18 protein-coding genes and 1 tRNA gene are annotated in these 17,966 nt (G+C 61.5%); 16 read left to right on the forward strand and 3 right to left on the reverse strand.

What is annotated here, in order from left to right; all coding sequences use genetic code 11:
- The first annotated feature begins 86 nt into the window (after nucleotides 1-86).
- Nucleotides 87-848, forward strand: coding sequence for a DNA adenine methylase (locus tag R5R73_RS01410; protein WP_322528569.1), 762 nt, complete (start codon nucleotides 87-89; stop codon nucleotides 846-848).
- Between the two features lie 287 nt (nucleotides 849-1,135).
- Here the strand turns inward: R5R73_RS01410 and R5R73_RS01415 are convergent, their stop codons facing one another.
- The 3 genes from R5R73_RS01415 to ispB form a co-directional block, all read right to left on the reverse strand.
- On the reverse strand, nucleotides 1,136-2,581 hold the full coding sequence (locus R5R73_RS01415) for a P-loop ATPase, Sll1717 family (protein ID WP_322528570.1): 1,446 nt from the start codon (nucleotides 2,579-2,581) through the stop codon (nucleotides 1,136-1,138).
- Nucleotides 2,582-2,931: 350 nt separating this feature from the next.
- A tRNA-Pro gene (locus tag R5R73_RS01420) sits at nucleotides 2,932-3,008 on the reverse strand.
- Nucleotides 3,009-3,101: 93 nt separating this feature from the next.
- Nucleotides 3,102-4,094, reverse strand: a complete 993-nt coding sequence (gene ispB / locus R5R73_RS01425; RefSeq protein WP_322528571.1) for an octaprenyl diphosphate synthase — start codon at nucleotides 4,092-4,094, stop codon at nucleotides 3,102-3,104.
- Between the two features lie 295 nt (nucleotides 4,095-4,389).
- On the opposite strand from ispB, the gene rplU reads away from it, so the two are divergent.
- The 15 genes from rplU to R5R73_RS01500 all read left to right on the forward strand — a co-directional run bounded on the left by rplU (nucleotide 4,390) and on the right by R5R73_RS01500 (nucleotide 17,951).
- Nucleotides 4,390-4,701, forward strand: a complete 312-nt coding sequence (rplU, locus tag R5R73_RS01430) for a 50S ribosomal protein L21 (RefSeq protein ID WP_071230753.1) — start codon at nucleotides 4,390-4,392, stop codon at nucleotides 4,699-4,701.
- 32 nt (nucleotides 4,702-4,733) lie between these two features.
- Complete coding sequence (rpmA, locus tag R5R73_RS01435) at nucleotides 4,734-4,991, forward strand: 50S ribosomal protein L27 (RefSeq protein ID WP_071230754.1); 258 nt, start codon at nucleotides 4,734-4,736, stop codon at nucleotides 4,989-4,991.
- A gap of 109 nt (nucleotides 4,992-5,100) precedes the next feature.
- Nucleotides 5,101-6,294: a GTPase ObgE gene (gene obgE, locus R5R73_RS01440; RefSeq protein ID WP_071230755.1), complete on the forward strand. Its 1,194-nt coding sequence runs from the start codon at nucleotides 5,101-5,103 to the stop codon at nucleotides 6,292-6,294.
- Between the two features lie 51 nt (nucleotides 6,295-6,345).
- Nucleotides 6,346-7,482 carry a glutamate 5-kinase gene (gene proB / locus R5R73_RS01445; protein ID WP_322528572.1) on the forward strand — a complete coding sequence of 379 codons (1,137 nt, stop codon included), beginning with the start codon at nucleotides 6,346-6,348 and terminating at the stop codon, nucleotides 7,480-7,482.
- Between the two features lie 246 nt (nucleotides 7,483-7,728).
- A complete protein-coding gene (gene rpsT / locus R5R73_RS01450; RefSeq protein ID WP_071230757.1) occupies nucleotides 7,729-7,995 on the forward strand; it encodes a 30S ribosomal protein S20 in 267 nt (88 codons plus the stop codon).
- A gap of 142 nt (nucleotides 7,996-8,137) precedes the next feature.
- Nucleotides 8,138-9,760, forward strand: coding sequence for a murein biosynthesis integral membrane protein MurJ (murJ, locus tag R5R73_RS01455; RefSeq protein ID WP_416221208.1), 1,623 nt, complete (start codon nucleotides 8,138-8,140; stop codon nucleotides 9,758-9,760).
- 97 nt (nucleotides 9,761-9,857) lie between these two features.
- The gene (gene ribF, locus R5R73_RS01460; protein WP_322528573.1) at nucleotides 9,858-10,979 is read left to right on the forward strand and encodes a bifunctional riboflavin kinase/FAD synthetase; all 1,122 of its coding nucleotides are present in this window, start codon (nucleotides 9,858-9,860) and stop codon (nucleotides 10,977-10,979) included.
- 68 nt (nucleotides 10,980-11,047) lie between these two features.
- Nucleotides 11,048-13,897: an isoleucine--tRNA ligase gene (ileS, locus tag R5R73_RS01465; protein WP_322528574.1), complete on the forward strand. Its 2,850-nt coding sequence runs from the start codon at nucleotides 11,048-11,050 to the stop codon at nucleotides 13,895-13,897.
- A gap of 34 nt (nucleotides 13,898-13,931) precedes the next feature.
- Nucleotides 13,932-14,477, forward strand: a complete 546-nt coding sequence (gene lspA / locus R5R73_RS01470) for a signal peptidase II (protein WP_416221230.1) — start codon at nucleotides 13,932-13,934, stop codon at nucleotides 14,475-14,477.
- Nucleotides 14,474-14,941 carry an FKBP-type peptidyl-prolyl cis-trans isomerase gene (gene fkpB / locus R5R73_RS01475; protein ID WP_322528576.1) on the forward strand — a complete coding sequence of 156 codons (468 nt, stop codon included), beginning with the start codon at nucleotides 14,474-14,476 and terminating at the stop codon, nucleotides 14,939-14,941. Before lspA ends, fkpB begins: the two co-directional genes overlap by 4 nt.
- Before the next feature lie 51 nt (nucleotides 14,942-14,992).
- Entirely contained in the window at nucleotides 14,993-15,946 is a 954-nt protein-coding gene (ispH, locus tag R5R73_RS01480; protein WP_322528577.1) for a 4-hydroxy-3-methylbut-2-enyl diphosphate reductase, read from the forward strand.
- A 117-nt stretch (nucleotides 15,947-16,063) separates the two neighbouring features.
- Entirely contained in the window at nucleotides 16,064-16,519 is a 456-nt protein-coding gene (locus R5R73_RS01485; RefSeq protein ID WP_322528578.1) for a type IV pilin protein, read from the forward strand.
- Nucleotides 16,509-16,970 (forward strand): pilus assembly FimT family protein, encoded by a 462-nt coding sequence (locus tag R5R73_RS01490; RefSeq protein WP_322528579.1) that lies wholly within the window; start codon nucleotides 16,509-16,511, stop codon nucleotides 16,968-16,970. Before R5R73_RS01485 ends, R5R73_RS01490 begins: the two co-directional genes overlap by 11 nt.
- Nucleotides 16,954-17,433 carry a type IV pilus modification PilV family protein gene (locus R5R73_RS01495; RefSeq protein WP_071230764.1) on the forward strand — a complete coding sequence of 160 codons (480 nt, stop codon included), beginning with the start codon at nucleotides 16,954-16,956 and terminating at the stop codon, nucleotides 17,431-17,433. Before R5R73_RS01490 ends, R5R73_RS01495 begins: the two co-directional genes overlap by 17 nt.
- Nucleotides 17,434-17,453: 20 nt before the next feature.
- Complete coding sequence (locus R5R73_RS01500; protein ID WP_322528580.1) at nucleotides 17,454-17,951, forward strand: PulJ/GspJ family protein; 498 nt, start codon at nucleotides 17,454-17,456, stop codon at nucleotides 17,949-17,951.
- Nucleotides 17,952-17,966 lie beyond the last annotated feature (15 nt).

A 17,966-nucleotide genomic window follows, 5' to 3' on the forward strand; every position in this document is an offset into this window, starting at 1 on the left:
AATCTTCCTGATTCCTGTCACTCCCTCGGACCTCACAGCGACAGCCGGATCTTAACGAAAAGCTGTATAAATAGACAGGTATCAGGATGGCCCAGAAACCGATTCTCCCGTGGATGGGCGGCAAGCGTCGCCTCGCGAAACAGATCTTGCCGCTGTTCCAACCCCACCACACCTACGTCGAGCCATTCTGTGGCGGCGCCGCGCTCTACTTCATGAAGGAGCCTAGTCCGGTCGAGGTGATCAACGATGCCCATGGCGAGTTGGTCAATCTCTACCGGATCGTCAAACACCACCTTGAGGAGCTCGTCCGGCAATTCCGCTGGGCGCTGGTCAGCCGCGAGGAGTACCTCACCCAGCGCGACATCGATCCCGCGCACCTGACCGATATCCAACGCGCCGCGAGATTCTTCTACCTGCAGAAGCTGGCATTCGGTGGCAAGGTTTCGGGGCAGACCTTTGGCACTTCGGCGGTCAGCCCACCGCCCCTCAATCTCATGAGGATTGAGGAGGATCTGAGCGCCGCCCATCTCCGACTAGCGCGTACATTGATCGAGCATCTGGACTGGGCGGAGTGCCTTCGCCGGTACGATCGGGATGAGACGCTTTTCTACCTGGATCCGCCGTACTGGGGAACCGCCGGCTATGGGCGGGACTTTGGGCTAGAGCAGTACGACCGCATGGCCGAGTTCGCAAAGCGATCGAAAGGGCAGGTCGTCATCAGCGTGAACGACATCCCGGAGATGCGAACCGCATTCGATGGACTGAACATCCAGACGACGCAGCTGCGATACAGCGTAGGGCGCCAGACGACGGAAGCGCGCGGAGAGCTGATCATCTCCAACCGCTGACCGGCAGAACCAACCGCAAGCGGCCGCCCATTCGGGCGGTCGCTTTCGTTTGGCTGTGGCCTGCCCCTGGCTCGCTGCGACCCGAGCCGCGCGATCAGCACCCCGCCCCGCCCGCGCGCTAAATGGGTCGAAAATTCGGCATGTCTGCAGAAAGGCGGAAGCCGCGCCAGTACTAGGCGCGGTGGGAGGTATAAGGGTGCGATTTTTTATGCGGATCTCTGCGCTTTCTTTTCAGAATGGGCGACACAGCCACTCCCTAAAGCGCGTGAATGCGCTGCAAGCGTGCTTCATATGAGCTGGAGCGCTTTTTGTAATGCTGGGTGGACAATGATTCCCTTCTCTAGATCTAATTCTGAAGCGGGATCTAAATAGCGAAATATTTGTACATTGTTCCGAGCATGATTTCCCACTATGCTAAATAAAAATAACAGACGCATAACGTATTCTGCGGAATATTCAGGTCTAATCCAATCGGACTTATTTTCAGTCTCATATTTTTCAGTGAAATCAGGTTGTTTGAAAGTGGTTTTTCCGACCCTTGATATTATCGTAAATATTTTTTCAATGTCTGGGATCAGAGTGTGTACTTCATCTACTATCTCTTGCCTGAATTCAGTTGAATAGTTTTTGATCTGAGTTGTGATACTCTCGGGTCTTATGATGTCATCGTTAGCTTCGTACGCTTTCTTGGCACATATTTTCAAGTATCTGATGTAGTCGCGCGGGCGTAGAAAAGTTTTTTGGGTGATCCAGTCATAACTTGTAATTTCCTTTTCTCTGTTCCAGCCATATCGGATGTCCCGTTGTTCGACAATTCTGTACCAAGCCTTTCCAAACGATGCTGCGGGAGCGCTCGGGTTAATGGCTTTAGATATTCTGTGAGCCACCATTGCTTGTATTGTATACTTGGTCCAAGATAACTTGACCGCACGGTCGTCCCACTTTGATTTATCATGGTTTTGTATGATGCTATATATGTCATCGCGTAGAAATATTATCGGGTTTACATTATGCTTTTCTGAGCTAAATGTTGATTTTACATCTTGCACTGCTTTAAATAGACCTATAAGCAGCTCTGTATATTGAGTTTCTCCACCTAAGATTGACTGGTGTCGGTAATCCTCATCTAGTTCATCGAAGATTATAAAATATTTAGAATTATCAATCTGGTCTAGAATAATACTCTCAAGCGCATCTACTCGATCTACCCAATCGATTTCGTTAGGCTCTGATGACTGTGTATATCCCATGGAAGCTTTCAAAGTGGCAAAACCTAGGCTGAAATTCCTTCCCAGCGTTTTTACAATGTTTCTGCCAATTAAATCTCTAGGCTTTCGTGGAATGGTTTTTCTCACTGAGTCGACAAAAGTACTGTCGATGTTTTCATTATCGCAAAGCAAGTAAAGCAACTTTGTGTAAATTATATGCTTCCAGATTGTTACATATTGATTCGGTGCAGTGTAGGATGAATCCCTTTTTTCGTAAAGAGTGTTAAAAGGAAAGTTTTTTAGTGACAGCGATTGCGCGAAATGGTCGTGACCAGAAAGTTTTATCAAATATTGTGCGATAGCTGTCTTTCCTGTTCCCTTTCTTCCAATGACGAAGCTTCTCTCACCTTCAAGCAGTTTCTCTATGTCGAGACTTTTGTAAAAGTACCTCCCCATGTCTTCTTGCTTGGCCTCAACATTCCAGGCGGCTATTTCTTTATAAATATGCGAATTTCGTTTAGCCATTTATGTACACCAATCTGTTTGTAATCACATGTAGCTTTGTTTTATACGACAGGTAGTCAAATTTCAACATATGGAAAGGATAAGATCGATCCTAGGTTGCGAGCGGATCTGTACAGAGCATGCTTATTGGGTCACGTTTGGGAGAAGTAGAACTCAAAAAAACACGTTGTGTTAGCTGTCCGGTCGAGCGAGTCCCACATTGAGCGCGGACAAGCTGATGGGATGCGGCTTCGAGCTTTCGTGAGTGGTTACGGTTTCCGTAAGACGGAACCTATTTGGAACCTAGATGAGCGCGCAAAGAAAAACCGCCACGAAGGAATTCCCTAAGTGGCGGTTTTTGCGATGTTTTGTGGTCGGAATAGCAGGATTCGAACCTACGACCTCTGCCTCCCGAAGGCAGCGCTCTACCAAGCTGAGCTATATTCCGATGTCATCGTCGGGCCGTTGCCATTCAGGCTAGCTCGACGGGGGTGAATTATACTCATCCGAAGGCGCGGTGCAACCCTGATCTTGCACCCTTTTAGACGTCGCGTTCGACGGCCACCCGCGTCAGCGTTTCCATGCTGTCGCGATAGGGGCTGGGCGCGAGGGTTTCGAGCTGTGCACGGGCCAGGCTCGCCATCTCTTCGGCGCGCTGCTGGGTATATTCGAGGGCGCCCGTTTCCCGCACGATGGCGAGCACCTCGTCCAGGCGTTCCAGGCCGCCATCGGTAATCGCCTGCCGGATCAGCGCGGCCTGTTCGGGCGATCCCGTGCGCATCGCATGGATCAGCGGCAGCGTCGGTTTGCCTTCGGCAAGATCGTCACCCACGTTCTTGCCCATGGTCTCGGCGTCGCCCTGGTAATCGAGCAGGTCGTCGATCAACTGGAAGGCGAGCCCCAGATAGCGGCCGTAGAGTTGCAGTGCCTGTTCCTGCTCGGCATCGGCGCCGGCAAGGATGGCGCCGCTATGGGAGGCTGCTTCGAACAGCATCGCGGTCTTGCCCTGGATGGTATCGAAGTAGTCCGACTCTTCGATATCGGCGTTGCCGATGTTGGTCAGCTGCTGGACTTCGCCCTCGGCAATGATGCAGGTAGCGCCGGAGAGCACCTGCATGATCCGCATCGAGCCGACCTCGACCATCATCTGGAACGAGCGCGAGTAGAGGAAGTCGCCGACCAGTACCGAAGGGGCGTTGCCCCAGGTATCGTTGGCGGTGGCCTTGCCGCGGCGCCGGCTCGATTCATCGACGACATCGTCATGCAGCAGCGTGGAGGTGTGCATGAACTCGATCAGCGTCGCCAGGGTGATGTGCTTGTCGCCGGGAACGCTCTCGTCTCCGGGGTAGCCCAGTGACCGCGCCGCCAGCAGCACCAGCAGCGGGCGCAGGCGCTTGCCACCGCTTTCGATGATGTACTGGCCGATGGTTTCGACCAGTGGAATTCGCGACGCCAGTTGATCGAGGATCGTACGATTGACGGCGGCGAAGTCCTCAGCCACCGATGCATGGATGGATGCAGCGTTGGATTGCATGGTCGGCTTGTCAATGAATCGGGTGGGGTCGTTCGGCTTCTCGGGCCGGGAGACGACGTGTGGGGGTATGCTAGGTGGCCCCCTCAGGTGCGTCAACCGACGCGGCGCTCGGCGGTTGCCCGCCGGCCGGAACGCGCGCGGGCCGGGCGCGCAAGAAGGTTGCCTGGCATGGCGTGAGCCGTTATAATCCGCCGCCCAACTCATCATGCTCCCTGTCAGATGGTTGCCGGAAGGGGCACCACTCGCCGCAGGTCGATGAAAGAGCGCCAACCCCGATGAGTGTTTGGAGAATCTTATGTACGCTGTTATCAAGAGTGGCGGTAAGCAGTACCGCGTGCAGGAAGGTCAGACACTGAAGCTCGAGAAGCTGGAAGTGCCGACCGGTGAAACCCTGGAATTCGACCAGGTTCTGCTGGTTGCCGACGGCGACGACATCAAGGTCGGCGCTCCGCTGGTCGGCGGCGCCAAGGTGTCTGCCGAGATCGTCTCGCACGGTCGTGGCGACAAGGTGCAGATCATCAAGTTCCGTCGTCGCAAGCATCACATGAAGCGTCAGGGCCACCGTCAGTGGTTCACTGAAGTCAAGATCACTGGAATCTCCGCTTAAGCGGAACATTCCCCCAGAAAGAGGTATTCGCCATGGCTCATAAGAAGGCCGCCGGTAGTACGCGTAACGGTCGCGATTCCGAATCCAAACGCCTGGGTGTCAAGCTGTACGGTGGACAGAAGGCTACGGCCGGCAACATCATCGTTCGCCAGCGCGGCACCAAGTTCCATGCGGGAACCGGTGTGGGTATCGGCAAGGACCACACGCTGTTCGCTCTGAATGACGGCGTCATCAAGTTCGAGCAGAAAGGCCCGAGAAACCGCAAGTTCGTGAGCGTGGTCTCCGCCTGAGACGTCACGAACCTTGTATGAAAAGCCCCGCCCAGGCGGGGCTTTTTTGTTTTTGCCGTATTATTCTTGCAGCATCCACGCGTGCGGCACCTGCCGCCGGGAGAGTGACATGCAGTTCGTCGATGAAACCTCGATCACCGTCGAAGCCGGCAGAGGCGGCAATGGCTGTCTCAGCTTCCGGCGTGAAAAGTTCGTGCCCAAGGGTGGCCCTGACGGTGGCGATGGCGGCCACGGCGGCAATGTCTATCTGATCGGCGACGAGTCGCTGAACACGCTGATCGACTTCAAGTTCCAGCGCTTCTACAAGGCGCAGAGCGGTCAGCAGGGGCAGGGGCGCCAGATGAGCGGCAAGGCTGGCGACGACCTGCACGTCAAGGTGCCGGTGGGCACGACGGTGATCGACGAGGATACCCTCGAGGTGATCGCCGATGTCACGGCGGAAGGCCAGGTGGTGCTGGTGGCACAGGGTGGGCGCCGGGGGCTCGGCAATATCCACTTCAAGTCCTCGACCAACCGCGCGCCGCGGCGAACCACGCCGGGCACCGAAGGCGAACGGCGCAAGCTGCGCCTGGAAATGAAGGTGATGGCCGATGTCGGCTTGCTGGGGCTGCCCAATGCCGGCAAGTCGACGCTGATCCGGGCGGTCTCCGCCGCCAAGCCGAAAGTGGCCAACTATCCGTTCACCACGCTGGTGCCCAACCTGGGCGTGGTCAAGCTCGGTACTCACGAGCACTTCGTGATGGCAGACGTGCCCGGGCTGATCGAAGGGGCCTCCGATGGCGCCGGACTGGGACTGCGCTTTCTCAAACACCTGACGCGCACGCGGCTGCTGCTGCACGTGGTCGATGCGGCGCCGTTCGACGAGTCCGATCCCGTCGCGGCGGTCGAGGCGATCGCCCGGGAACTGGAGCAGTTCTCGCAGACGCTGGCGGAGTTGCCGCGCTGGCTGGTGATCAACAAGCTCGACCTGCTGCCGGCGGAAGATCGCGAGGCGCGCGTGGCGGACATCGTCTCCCGGCTCGGCTGGCAGGGTCCGGTGTTCCGGATTTCGGCGATCTCCAGCGACGGCACCGGGGAACTGGTGCAGGCCGCGCATCGCTGGCTGACCGAGCAGCGCCAGCTGGAGAACGACGACGAGGAGGCCGCCGAGCGCGAGCGCGAGATGCGTCGGCGCATGGAGGCCGAGTCGGTGGCACGGGTGGAGGCGCACCAGACCCGCCTGCGCGTCAAGCGTGGTGAAGCCGTCGAGGAGTTCGACGATGACGACGACGATCACGACGTCGAGGTGGAATACGTTCGTTGAGGGTAACCGTGATTCGGGTCATGACAGGCGGGCAGTCGGGCGGAGAATGAGATGGCGACGGAAGAGCGAGCAGGGCGCGGCGTACTCGAGGGCGCGAAGCGTGTCGTGGTCAAGATCGGCAGCGCCCTGCTGACCAACGATGGCCGTGGCCTCGACGCGGCGGCGATCGGCGGCTGGGTCGATCAGATGGCCGAGCTGCACCGCCGGGGTGTGGAAGTCGTGCTGGTGTCGTCCGGCTCTATTGCCGAGGGCATGGTGCGCCTGGGCTGGCATACGCGCCCGACCGCCGTGCACGAGCTTCAGGCGGCCGCCGCCGTGGGGCAGAGCGGGCTCTCCCAGTGTTACGAAACGCATTTTGCCCGCCACGGCTTGCGCAGCGCCCAGGTGTTGCTGACCCATGACGATCTCTCCAATCGCAAGCGCTACCTGAACGCGCGTTCCGCGCTACGCACCCTGGTTCAGCTCGATGTGGTCCCGGTGATCAACGAGAACGATACCGTGGTCACCGACGAGATCCGCTTCGGCGACAACGACACCCTGGGGGCGCTGGTCGCCAACCTGCTCGAGGCCGATGCGCTGCTGATCCTGACCGATCAGGAAGGTCTGTTCGATGCCGACCCGCGTCACGATCCCGACGCCCGGCTGATCAGCGAAGGCCAGGCCGACGATCCCGAGCTGGATGCCGTTGCCGGCGGAGGTGGCGTGCTGGGTCGCGGCGGCATGGCGACCAAGCTGCGCGCCGCCCGGCTGGCGGCACGTTCCGGCGCGGTCACCGCGATCGCCAGCGGGCGCCAGCCGGCGGTGCTGACCCGGCTGCTCGAGGGCGAGTCGCTGGGAACGCTGCTGCATCCCGATCATGCACCGCTGGCGGCACGCAAGCGCTGGCTCGCCGGTCAGCTGCAGGTGCGTGGCACGCTGACGCTGGATGCCGGCGCGGTCGAAGTCCTGCGTTCCCAGGGATCGAGTCTGCTGCCGGTGGGCGTCAAGCAGGTGCAAGGCACCTTTCGGCGCGGCGACATGGTGGTCTGCGTCGACGAGCAGGGCGGGCGCGTTGCCAAGGGGCTGATCAACTATTCAAGCGTCGACGCGGCCCGGCTGCTGGGGCAGCCCAGTCAGCGCATCGCCGACATTCTCGGCTACATGGAAGCGCCGGAGCTGATCCATCGCGACAATCTGGTGGTGATCTGAGGGCGGCAGGCCGCGCCAGTTGGCGCTGGTATCGTGCTTGGGCCTTGTGATAGAATCCCGCATCCTCTCAGACATGGCCCGTTGAAGACTGCGAAAATGGCAGTCGAAGTGGCTCCCGAAGCATGATGAATTCGGGCGTCATTGAACATTCGGCCGAATCATTCAGGGTTGCCTGAAGCGGTTTCGAGGCTGGCCTGGGTGATTTAACTTACAGAATTGACTGTCAACATCTCCAAGGAGTCGACGGTGGCGAATACCAAGCAGGCGCGCAAGCGCGCACGTCAGGCGGAAGACCGCCGCAAGCTCAACGCTAGTCAGCGTTCCATGGTTCGTACCTACATCAAGCGCGTGATCAAGGCCATTCAGGCTGGCGATCAGGCGCAGGCGAACAGCGAATTCAAGGCCGCTCAGCCGGTCATCGATCGCATCGCCGACAAGGACGCCATGTCCAAGAAGAAGGCAGCACGCATCAAGAGTCGCTTGAACAAGCGAATTAAGGCGCTGGCTGCCTGAGCCGGACGCGCTTGATGAAAAACCGGCTTCGGCCGGTTTTTTTGTGGCTGCCTTCCATGGCCCTCGGATCGAGATCATCGCGTCGAGGCCGCCAAATGGGTAGCGGAGCGTGCGAATCCCCCGGAGCGAGTGACGCCGCATCATGAACGAACAGCGCGGCCCTGTGGACAGGGCGCCAGAGGACACGCCGGCAGACGCGGCGGCCGCGGAGACGGCCACCCCGGTCTCGCGCCGCGGGCTGCTGCGTTCCGGCATGGTGGTCAGCACGATGACACTGCTGTCGCGCGTGCTCGGCCTGGCGCGGGACGTGGTGATCGCCGCGTTGCTGGGTGCCGGCAGCGGTGCCGATGCATTCTTCGTGGCGTTCAAGATCCCCAACTTCATGCGCCGGCTGTTTGCCGAAGGGGCGTTCAACCAGGCTTTCGTGCCGGTGCTGTCGGAGTACGCCACGCAGCGTACGCGCGCGGAAGTTCGCGAGCTGCTCGATGCGGTCTCCGGCAGTCTCAGCGTCGTACTGGCTTTGATCACCGCGCTGGCCATCGCTGCAGCGCCGTGGCTCGTGTGGCTGTTCGCGCCGGGCTTCCAGGCCGACCCTGGCAAGCTGGCGCTGACGGCGGAGATGCTGCGGCTGACCTTCCCATATCTGCTGCTGATCTCGCTGACGGCCTTCGCCGGCAGTGTGCTCAACACCTGGGAGCGGTTTGCGATACCCGCGTTCACGCCGGTACTGCTCAATGTCTGCCTGATCGGCGCCGCGCTGTGGCTGACCCCGTTGATGAGCGACCCGGCGCTGGGGCTCGCCTGGGGTGTCCTGATTGCCGGGGCGGCGCAGTTGCTGTTCCAGCTGCCGTTCCTGGCCCGCCTGGGATTGGTGCCGCGTCCCAGGGTGCGGTTCAAGCATCCCGGCGTCCGGCGCATTCTGCGCCTGATGACCCCGGCGCTGTTCGGCGTCTCCGTGTCGCAGATCAATCTGCTGCTGGATACGGTGCTGGCCTCGTTTCTGGTCTCGGGTAGCGTGTCCTGGCTCTACTATTCCGATCGCCTGGTGGAATTGCCGCTGGGCGTGTTCGGGATCGCGATCGCCACCGTGATCCTGCCGGCACTCTCCAAGCGTCATGCGGACCAGTCCCGGGATCACTTCGCGCGCATGCTGGACTGGGCGCTGCGCATGGTGCTGCTGATCGGGCTGCCGGCGGCGCTGGCGTTGATCCTGCTGGCCGAGCCGCTACTGGTCAGCCTGTTCCACTACGGGGCGATGACCGATCACGACGTGGTCATGGCCGCACGCAGCCTGCGAGCCTATGCACTGGGGCTATTGGCGTTCATGCTGATCAAGGTGCTGGCACCGGGCTATTTCGCACGCCAGGACACCAAGACGCCGGTCAAGATCGGCATCGTGGCGATGTTCGCCAACATGGCCATGAACCTGGCGCTCATCGTGCCGCTGGCTCACGCCGGCCTGGCGCTGGCCACCGCACTGTCGGCGTTTCTCAACGCGGGGTTGTTGGGGCTGGGGCTGCGTCGGCAGGGCGTGCTGCGCTTCCAGCCGGGCTGGGGCCGCTATGCCGTGCAGGTCGTGGGCGGCTGCCTGGTAATGGGCGCGGGCTTGTGGTGGTTCTCGCCGGACTGGCACACCTGGGTCGCCTGGGGTGCGCTGCATCGGGCCGGCGTACTGGCCGCCCTGGTGGTCGGCGGCGCCGCCCTCTATTTTGGTTGGCTGGCACTCAGCGGCGTCCGGTTGAAGGACTTCCGCCTGCAGGGCTGAGAGGCCCAGGCCGCTTTTGGTTACGGGGCAAGCCCTTTGGTTATAATGATGCCTTTTATGCAGAAACGCGGCTCGCGCTGAAACGGGAACAGACCCCATGGAACTGATCCGAGGCTTGCACAATTTGCCGACCGCCAACGATGCCGCGCAGGGTGTGGGCGCGCGTGGCTGCGTGGCGACCATCGGCAACTTCGATGGGGTGCATCTTGGCCACCAGGCCATTCTTGAGCAGCTGCAGACGCTGTCCCGGGCCCAAGGGCTGCCGGTCACGGTGGTGATCTTCGAGCCGCAGCCGAGAGAATATTTCGCTGGCGATCAGGCACCGCCGCGGCTGACCCGGCTGCGAGACAAGGTGGCCCTGCTCAAGGCCCACGGCGCCGACCGGATCCTGTGTCTACCGTTCAATGATGCTCTGCGCAGCCTGACCGCGCAGCAGTTCGTCGAACGGGTGTTGATCGAAGGCCTGCAGGTCAGGCACCTGGTCGTCGGCGACGATTTTCGCTTCGGCTGCGACCGCGCCGGAGATTTCGCGCTGCTGCAGGCGGTGGGGCGCGAACGGGGCTTTGCCGTCGAGCATACGCGGACCTTCGCCCTCGACGATGAGCGCGTCTCGAGCACGCGGGTGCGGACGCTGCTGGCCAGCGGCAACTTCTTCCAAGCCGCACGCATGCTGGGCCGGCCCTACGGCTATCAGGGGCGGGTCGTTCGTGATCGCCAGCTGGGGCGCACCATCGGGGTGCCCACCGCCAACATTCCATTGACGCGACGACCCATGGCGCTGCGCGGCGTGTTCGCCTGTGCCACGCGCTTGCCGAGCGGTGAGTGGGTCGCCGGCGTCGCCAACATCGGTTGGCGCCCGACAGTGGGTGCCGACCGGCCGATCCTTGAGGTACACCTGCTGGATCGCGAGGTCGAGCTGTACGGCCAGACCCTGACCGTCGTGCCCTGCGCCCGGCTGCGCGGTGAAACCAAATTCGACGACTTCGGCGCGCTGGTTACCCAGATTCATCGGGATATCGACAACGCCCGCCGCTATTTCGGGCAGCGCGATTCTCATGTTGCCGAAGCGGCCCGCGCCGACGTGAACCACTCTGCCGAAGAGATCTGCGCCGCCACCTTGCCCCAGGCGCAGTTTCCGCTGGCATCGGCGCCGCTGCCCGAGAGTTCGCATGCCGGTGCGCATGCGGGGCCGGCACCGAATGAATTCCGAGACGACTGAACAGCCCTGAGCGATCTGACAAACAGCCCTGAGCGACCTCAAAACAGCCCTGAGCGGACCCAAAAGCCATGAGCGACTATAAGCACACGCTGAATCTGCCTTCGACCGACTTCCCCATGCGCGGCAATTTGCCGGCTCGGGAGCCGAGCCGAATTGCGCAGTGGAACGACATGAACCTCTACGCCAAGCTGCGTGAGGCGCGTCGGGGGCGCGAGCGGTTCGTGCTTCACGATGGCCCGCCATACGCCAACGGCAGCATTCATATCGGGCACGCGGTCAACAAGCTGCTCAAGGACTTCATCGTCAAGTCGAAGAGTCTGGCCGGCTTTGACGCACCCTACGTCCCGGGCTGGGATTGCCATGGCCTGCCGATCGAGCACAAGGTCGAGACCACCCACGGCAAGCATCTGCCGGCGGACGAAGCGCGTGCGCTGTGTCGCGAGTACGCTGCCGCCCAGGTCGAGGTGCAGAAGGAAGGTTTCGTGCGGCTGGGCGTCCAGGGTGACTGGGACAACCCGTACCTGACCATGAACTTCGCTAACGAAGCGGGCGAAATCCGCGCGCTGGCCGAGATGGTCAAGGGCGGTTACGTGTTCAAGGGGCTCAAGCCGGTCAATTGGTGCTTCGATTGCGGCTCGGCATTGGCCGAAGCCGAGGTCGAATACCAGGATAAGCAGTCCGACGCCATTGATGTCGCCTTCCCCAGCGTCGACGATGCTGGGCTGGCGGCCGCGTTCGGGCTGGAGTCGCTGGCCAAGCCGGCGGCGGCCGTGATCTGGACCACCACGCCCTGGACCATCCCGGCCAACCAGGCGATGAACGTTCACCCCGAATTCGTCTATGCGCTGGTCGATACCGGCGAGCGCCTGCTGGTTCTCGCCGAAGAGCTGGTCGAGTCGAGCCTGGAGCGCTTCGGCCTGACCGGCGAGACCATCGCTACGGCGCCGGGTGCGAGCCTCGAGAACCTCGCCTTCCGCCATCCGCTGGCGAGCCTGGATGCAGGCTACGATCGCGTCTCGCCGATCTACGTGGCCGATTACGTCGAGCTGGGTGCCGGCACCGGGATCGTCCATTCGTCGCCCGCCTATGGCGAAGACGACTTCTATACCTGCCGCCAGTACGGCATGAGCTTCGACGAGATCCGCAATCCGGTGCAGAGCAACGGTGTCTATGCCGATGATCTGCCGCTGTTCGGCGGGCAGATGATCTGGAAGGCCAATCCGCACATCGTCGCCAGCCTGGAAGAGGCGGGCGCGCTGATGGCGCACGAGAAGATCACCCACAGCTACATGCACTGTTGGCGCCACAAGACGCCGGTGATCTATCGCGCCACGGCGCAGTGGTTCGTGGGCATGGATCTCGAAGGCAGCGATGGCAAGACGCTGCGCGACAAGGCGCTGGCCGGCGTCGATGCCACCGATTTCATCCCCGGCTGGGGCCAGGCGCGTCTGCACTCGATGATCGCCAACCGCCCCGACTGGTGCATCTCGCGCCAGCGCAACTGGGGCGTGCCGATCCCGTTCTTCCTCGACAAGGCGAGCGGCGAGCTGCATCCGCGCACCGTCGAACTGATGGAAGCCGTTGCCAAGCGCGTCGAGCAGGAAGGCATCGAGGCCTGGTTCAAGCTGGATCCGAGCGAACTGCTGGGCGGAGAGGCGGATCAGTACGAGAAGGTCACCGACACCCTCGACGTCTGGTTCGATTCCGGCACCACCCACTGGCACGTGCTGCGCGGGTCGCATCCGCTCGGCCACGATCAGGGGCCGCGCGCGGATATCTATCTCGAGGGGTCCGACCAGCACCGCGGCTGGTTCCACTCGTCGCTGCTGACCGGCTGCGCCATCGACGGTCATCCGCCCTACAAGTCGCTGCTGACCCACGGTTTCACCGTCGACGAGAAGGGACGCAAGATGTCCAAGTCGCTGGGCAACGTGGTTGCGCCGCAGCAGGTGATGGACAAGCTCGGCGCGGACATCCTGCGCCTGTGGGTCGCTTCCACCGACTACTCCGGCGAGATGGCGGTGTCCGACGAGATCCTCAAGCGCACCGCCGATGTCTATCGCCGGATCCGCAACACCTCGCGCTTCCTGCTCGGCAACCTGACCGGCTTCGAGCCGAGCCGCGATGCCGTGGCGTTCGACGACATGCTGGCGCTGGACCGCTGGGCCGTGGATCGTGCCGCCGAACTGCAGGCGCGCATCCAGAAGGCCTACGCCGACTATCGCTTCCGCGATGTCTATCAGCAGGTGCACGACTTCTGCGCGCGGGACATGGGCGGTTTCTACCTCGACATCATCAAGGATCGCCAGTACACCACCCAGCCCGACTCGCTGGCGCGGCGCAGCTGCCAGACCGCGCTCTATCATATCGTCGAGGCGCTGGCGCGCTGGGTGGCGCCGATCCTGTCGTTCACCGCCGAGGAGATCTACGAGAACATTCCCGGCGAGCGCGGCGAGAGCGTGCATCTGGAGACCTATTACGAAGGCCTGAGCCAACTGCCGGAAGACGCGACGATGGGGCGCGCGTTCTGGGAGCAGGTGATCGCCGTCAAGCAGGCGGTCAACAAGCAGCTCGAGGATGCCCGCAACGCCGGCATCATCAAGGGCGCCCTCGACAGCGAAGTGACGCTCTACGTCGACGACGCGCTGCATGCGCTGCTGTCGCGTTTCGAGGATGAACTGCGTTTCGTGCTGATCACTTCCGAGGCGACGCTCGAGCCGCTGGCGGAAGCGGGCGAGGCCAAGGCCACCGAGCTGGATGGCCTCAAGGTCGCGGTTCGCATGAGCCCGTACGAGAAGGACGAGCGCAGTTGGGAGCGTCGCCCGGACGTGGGCACGAATCCAGAGCATCCGACGCTGTCGGCCCGCTCCATCGCCAACCTTCCGGATGGTCCGGGCGAGGTGCGCCGCTTTGCCTGATTCCGCCTCTCACCAACCCGTCGAGCGGGCGCCGATGCGGCGTCCGCTGCGCTGGCTGTGGCTGTCGCTGGTCGTCATCGTTCTTGATCTCGGCATCAAGGCGCTGGCGTCGGCGAATCTCGAGTACGGTCGGCCGCTGGAAGTGCTACCGTTCTTCAATCTGACGCTTCTGCACAACACCGGGGCGGCGTTCAGTTTCCTGGCCGAGCACGCAGGCTGGCAGCGCTGGCTGTTCGCTCTCATCGCCATCGGCGCCAGTATCGGCCTGACGGTGTGGCTCTCCCGTCTCAAGCGCGGCGAGACGCTGACGGCGGTCTCGCTGACGCTGGTGATCGGCGGCGCCATCGGCAATCTCTACGATCGCCTTGTCCACGGCTACGTGGTCGACTACCTGTCGTTCCATTGGGGCGGCTGGTACTACCCGGCGTTCAATCTGGCCGATACTGCCATCACGCTGGGTGCGGTCGGTCTGGTGCTGCAATCGCTGTTCGATTCGCGCCGGCCGAAAGCCTCCCGGGATTCCAGCAAGGGCCCATCTTCTTCGACTGATCAATCTTCTTCGACCCGGGGTGACTCATGAGCGAGAACGGCCATCAAGACGATCACGACTACCGCATCGACGACGGCATGGAAGTCACGCTGCATTTCACGGTGAAGCTCGAGGACGGCGAAGCGGTCGATTCGACCCGCGGCAAGCAGCCGGCCACGTTCCAGCTCGGCGACGGCAATCTGCCGCCGGGCTTCGAGGCGCCACTCAAGGGCATGGTTGCCGGCGACGAAGGGGCGTTCGAGATCTCGCCCGAACACGCCTTTGGCCAGCACAATCCACAGAACGTGCAGCGGCTCTCCCGGGATGCCTTCGAGGAAGCCGTGGAACCGGGCACGGTAATGTCGTTCGCCGATGCTGCCGGCGGCGAACTGCCGGGCGTGATCGCCAGCGTCGACGAGCACCATGTCGAAGTCGACTTCAATCATCCGCTGGCAGGGCGTACCCTGACCTTCGAGGTGGAAATTCTGGACGTGAAGCCAGCCACGACTCACTGAGCTCCGGCCCGGTTTTTACCGCGACATTCGAGCGTATCAAGCGAGGTCATTATGCAAATCAAGCTGGCCAATCCCCGCGGCTTCTGCGCCGGCGTCGATCGTGCCATCGACATCGTCAATCGCGCGCTCGATGTCTTCGGGCCGCCCATCTACGTTCGCCATGAAGTCGTGCACAACCGTTTCGTGGTGGACTCGTTGCGGGAGCGTGGGGCGATCTTCGTCGAAGAACTCGACGAGGTGCCTGACGACGTCATCGTGATCTTCTCCGCCCACGGCGTTTCCCGCGCCGTACAGGTGGAAGCCGAACGTCGTGGCCTCAAGATCTTCGATGCGACCTGCCCGCTGGTGACCAAGGTGCACATGGAAGTGCTGCGCTACGCCAAGCGCGGCGAGGAGTGCATCCTGATCGGCCACGCCGGCCATCCGGAAGTCGAGGGCACCATGGGTCGTTACGACGACCGCCACGGCGGGTCGATCTATCTCGTCGAAGACGAGGACGACGTCGCCAGGCTGCCGGTACGCGATCCCTCACGGTTGGCGTTCGTCACCCAGACGACGCTCTCGATGGACGACACCGCCAAGGTGATCGATGCGCTGCGCGAGCACTTTCCCGAGATTCAGGGGCCGCGCAAGGACGACATCTGCTACGCCACTCAGAACCGGCAGGATGCGGTGCGCGAACTGGCTGCAGGTTCCCAACTGGTACTGGTCGTGGGCAGCGTCAACAGCTCCAACTCCAACCGATTGCGCGAACTCTCCGAGCGGGTCGGCACACCGGCCTATCTGATCGACGATGCCGAGCAGATCGAGCCGGGCTGGCTCGAAGGCGTCGAGACCATCGGCGTCACCGCCGGCGCCAGCGCCCCGGAAGTGCTGGTCAAGGGCGTGATCGACAGGCTCCAGGCGCTGGGCGCCGAGGCGCCGGAAGAACTCTCCGGGCGCGCCGAGACCATCACGTTTTCGATGCCGCGAGAGCTCAGGGAGCAGGTCATCGTCAGCGACTGACACTTCAACGCCTATTTGACGAAAAGCCGGACCAAGGTCCGGCTTTTTCATATACGATCGTCAGCCACTCCTGTATAGATTGATACAGACTGAAACACACTATCGAGCAGGTATGTGATGCGAAAGCGTGAGGACGGCTTCACCTTGCTGGAGCTGATGATCGTCATGCTGATCGTGGCGATCCTGGCAAGTATTGCCTACCCCAGTTACACAAGTTACATGCAAAGCTCGCGGCGTACCTATGCCAAAACCGCCTTGACGGACATCGCGAGCCAACTGGAGCGCTGCTACGCCGACCTGGGCGCTTACTTCTCCAGTGCCGGTAACAGTGGCGCTTCGTGCGCGATTGCGGACCCGAGCGCCAGCAGCGTCGATTTGACAGAACGAGCGGAGACAGGCGGCTATTACCGGATTACCGGGAGTTCCGACGACAGCTGGGAAAGCGAGTACAAGCTGGAGGCGAAGCCCATCGGCTCACAGGCGGGAGATACTTGCGGCGTTTTCACGCTGGACCAGCTTGGCCGGCACGGGCTGGAAGACAACACGGATAGCCAAGCCAACTGTGGCTGGTAACCGGGACGTACGACAGGGCGGATTCACGCTGCTGGAGCTGTTGGCAACCCTCGCCATCGTCGCGATTCTGGCGTCAGTGGCCGTGCCGGGCATGCAGTCGCTGTTCACCCATAACCGCATTGCCAGCGACTATAACGACATTGCCGGCGGCTTGCGGCAGGCACGAAGCATGGCGATATCGGAGGGCGAGAGCGTCTCTGTCACGCTGGCGCCGAGAGAAGGCGGCGGCTGGACACTGGTGGTTGATGGTCTGGATGGCCCACCGCTTAGAGAAAGCTTTCGGGGCAGTGGCGTGATGCGAACATGGAACGTTACGTTCAATGAGGTGGGCCGGTTACAGTGCGATTCCGACTCCCTGTGTCCGGAGAAGAAAATAGAGGTTGCCGACAAAACACTGTGGATTTCCCCGATTGGCTATATCGGCAAACGAAATGATGACAAGACGCCATGACCGACAGTCGCTGCCTGTTCCCCCGTGTTGGGGCAGCGGCCGCGCCCGGGGCTTCAGCCTGATCGAAGTGCTGGTTGCGGTCGCGGTGCTGGGAATCGGCCTGCTGGCCGTCGGTGGCTTACAGCTCAAATCCCTTCAGGGGGCGCAGGCCGGATACCAGCGCACGCTCGCTTCGCTGGCGGCCCAGGATGCCGTCGAGCGTCTCTGGGCGGCCCAGCTCAAGGCCGGGGCAGGAGGAAGCGAGTGTCCGAAGGGTAGCGAGATCGCGGCCGACTGGTACGACAACTGGCAATCCCACCTTCCTGGCCTTTTGTCCGGAAATGCAGTCAAGCAGAAGACCAAGTCGTCGGCTGACAGTGCATCGGGCGACAGTTGCGATTACACCATCGAGGTGAGATGGGAAAGCGGCGGCGATTCTGTAACGTACAGCTACGAAGTCGGACTGCCCAAGTTAGGAACATGAACGTGAACCTGAACGGGAACGTGGACGCCGAGCGCTATCCGGCCCGCCACCGTGGATTTGGCCTGGTCGAGTTGCTGATCGCCATGGCGATCGGGCTGCTGATAGCGCTGGGGGCCGAAAGGCTCTTCATGATCGGCATACAGAATCAGCAGGCAACGCAGCGGCTAAGTCAGCGCCAGGCCGTCCTGTCCTATTTGGCGGATAGCCTGATCGGAGATATTCGCCGTGCGATCGACGTGACGATCGAGAATGACGATGAAGGCGAAGTCGTCATCCTGACACTGGGAGACGGTGACGAAAGAACCTATCGCTGGAGCGGTGACCCCGATAGCGAGGATGGGCTGAGTCTTTATGTCGACGGGCAGCCCGTTCTCAATGGTTTCTCTCACCTGAACGTGCCGAAAGACAAGTGCGAAACCGCGGCGAACGAGTTGTGTCCAGTCACCATCACGTTCGAGAACAACAAGGAGATCACCCTTGTCGTCATGAATCGCAATCAGTCCATGGGAGCCTTGTAGATATGCAGAAGGGAT

This window comes from Salinicola sp. LHM (genome assembly GCF_034479735.1).
Taxonomy (GTDB): domain Bacteria; phylum Pseudomonadota; class Gammaproteobacteria; order Pseudomonadales; family Halomonadaceae; genus Salinicola; species Salinicola salarius.